Origin of the sequence: Streptomyces sp. 13-12-16 (genome assembly GCF_002114215.1) — a bacterium.
Lineage (GTDB): Bacteria > Actinomycetota > Actinomycetes > Streptomycetales > Streptomycetaceae > Streptomyces.
In genome coordinates, this window is record NZ_NCTE01001012.1 from 1 (window position 1) to 2,822 (window position 2,822).

The following is a 2,822-nucleotide window of genomic DNA, read 5'->3' on the forward strand; positions in this document are numbered from 1 at the left end:
CCTCCGCCCGGCCCCGGCCCGGCACCACGGTCACCCTGACCCCGCGCGGCGACGCGGGCGAGTGGACCCGGCCGTCCCAGGTGCGGGCGCTCGCGGGGCACTTCGGCTCACTGCTGCGCCACCCGGTGACGTTCTTCGACGGTCCCGGCGGCCCGGGCGCACCGGTCAACCCGGAGGCCGCCCCCTGGGCCCGCAGCCACCCCACGCCGGGGGCCCGCTCCCGCGCGCTCGCCGCCTACGGCGAGGAGGTCTTCGGCTTCGTCCCGCTGGACACCATCGAGCTGGACCTGCCGGCCGTCGGCCTCAAGGGCATCGCCTGCGTGCTGCCCGAAGCCGTACCGGCCGGGCGCCGTCACGGACACCGGGTGCACGTCAAGGGCATGCTGCTGTCCGAGCAGGCCGAGGAGATCCTGCCCGACTGGGCGTTCTTCGTACGCTGCGTCGTCGACGCCGAGAGCCTGCGCCCGACCGCGTCCCGCGAGTCCCTGTACGAGGACGACACCCTCGCCGCCGTCCGCGACGCCCTCGCCGATCGGCTGCGCGCGTGGATCGCCCGGGCCGCCGCCAGCGACCCGGACCTGCTCGCCCGCTTCCTCCAGGCCCACCACCTGGCCGTGAAGTCGCTCGCCGTGCACGACGACGAGATCCTGCGGATGCTGCTGCCCTGGCTGCCGTTCGAGACCACCGACGGGCACACCACCCTCGACGAGTTCGCGCGCACCCACCGCACCGTGCTCGTGACCTCGAGCGTGGAGGAGTTCCGGCAGGTCGCGGCGATCGCCTCGGCCGCCGGGCTCGGCGTCGTCAACGGCGGCTACACCTACGACCGTGAACTGGTCCACCGGCTGCCGGAGATCAGGTCCGAGGTCACGGTCGCCGACCTCGACCCGGCGACCCTCACCGCCCACCTCGACCCCGTCGACCGGGAGACGGAACTGGCCGCCGCGGCCTATCTCGCCCGGGCCCGCGACGCCCTCGCCGTCTTCGACTGCGACGTCGCGCTGCGCACCTTCCAGCCCGCCTCCGCCCCCGCCCTCCTCGTCGACAGCCGCGAGGCCCGGCACGAACGCACCCGCTCCCAGCTCGCCCGCGAGCAGGAGGGCGGCCTGTGGGGCGACATCCTCGGCGCCCTGCGCCAGGAGGCACCGCGGGCCCAGCTCATCCTCAACCAGCTCAACCCGCTGGTGCGCACCGCCGTCGCCATCGACGAGCCCGAGCTGGCCCGCACCAGCGCCGAAGCCCTCTACGGACAGGCCGCGCTGCTGTCCCGGCGACCGCTCAGACCCGCCGAGTCGAGCCTCATCAACCGCTCCTTCCTCGACCTTCTCGCCCACGCCCTGCGCAAGGACAGCTGACGATGCCCACCGCACCCCACCCCCAGAGCACCGACGAGCTGTACCAGGCGCTCCAGGAGAACCGCCGGCGCGCCTACGGCCGCGCCCGCACCGTCACCGCCGAGGAACTCGTCGACGCCGCCGAGCAGTTCGAGGAGCCCGCCCCGCTCGTCCACGCACTCCTCGAACTGCAGGAGGCGTACACCTACGGCTCCGAACCCCGGAAGTCGCCCGTCGTCTTCGCCCGCCTGCTCACCCTCTTCGACGAGCAGCCCGGCCTCTTCGACGAGCGCCTGCGCCACACGCTGTTCTGGCGGTTCAAGTGGGTGGCGAACGCCCTGCGCGCGCTGCCCGAGATCCCGCTGGCCAGCCTGCGCCAGTGGCTGACGGAGATGCGCGACCGCTACGAGAAGGCCGGCCTCGACCTCCAGCCCTACTACGGACAGGCGTACCAGCTGGCCGCCCACATCGGCGAGGACACCGCACTCGCCTACGAGCTGTGGGCCGGCCGCGCCCGCACCCGGCTCAGCGACTGCGAGGCCTGCGAGATCTGCGAGCGCGCCCTGTACCACCTGGCGGCGGGCGACGACGAGCGGGCGCTGCGCGCCTGGGAGCCCGTCCTGGCCGGGAAGGAGTCCTGCCAGGAGGAGCCGGCCCGCTCCTTCTCGTACGCGCTGCTGCCCCTGCTGCGGGCCGGCCGCACCGACGAGGCACGCGAACTGCACCTCGCCGGCTACCGCGGCTGCCGCCGCAACCCCTCGATGTCCGGGGAGGTCGGGCGGCACCTGGAGTTCTGCGCGCTGACCGGCAACGAGGCACGCGGCCTGGAACTCCTCGCCGAGAACCGGAGCCTGTTCGACGAGGTGGACTCGCCGCGGGAGCAGTTCGACTTCCTCACCGGCGTGGAGGTCCTCCTCCAGCGCGTCGAACTCCTCGGCCACGGCGAACTGCCCGCCGCCGGATTCGCGGGCCGCACCTGGACGGTGACCGGCCTGCGCACGGAGGTGCGGGAGCGTGCCGACGGCCTCGCCGCCCGCTTCGACGCCCGCAACGGCACCACCGCCCACACCGACCGCCGCAGAGTCCGCCTCGACCGGGCCCCCCTCCTGGACGCGCTGGAACTGACCCTGCGCACCCGCACCCTCGACGACGTGACCCCGGCGGCCCCGGTCGCCGCGCCCACCACCCGGACGGCCCCCGCCGTCCCCGAACCGCTGCCCGAACTCATCGTCCGCGCGCGGGAACTGGACGAACAGGGGCACCCGGACGCGCGGGCCTGCTGGGCACGGCTGCGCACGCTCGTCGCCGCCCGCGACTACACCCACCCCGACGACCCGGCGGTGGGCCCGCTCGTCCGGCTGCGCGCGGACCTGCTGGACGACGAGGCGGACCGGGCCCGTGAGAAGGACGAGTTCGCCGACGCCGCCGCCCTCCACGAGGAGGCCGCGGGCCTGTACGACGACGCCGGGCAGCCGGGCCACGCGGCGG

Annotated in this window: 1 protein-coding gene and 1 pseudogene; both read left to right on the forward strand. The window is 74.7% G+C overall.

From position 1 onward, the window contains the following. Nucleotides 1-1,355, forward strand: a 1,355-nt coding sequence (locus tag B7767_RS34195; protein ID WP_085575492.1) for an HSP90 family protein, incomplete at its 5' end; no start/stop codon positions are given. A 2-nt stretch (nt 1,356-1,357) separates the two neighbouring features. Continuing rightward, nucleotides 1,358-2,822 (forward strand): annotated as a pseudogene (locus B7767_RS34200) (hypothetical protein); the annotation flags it as partial.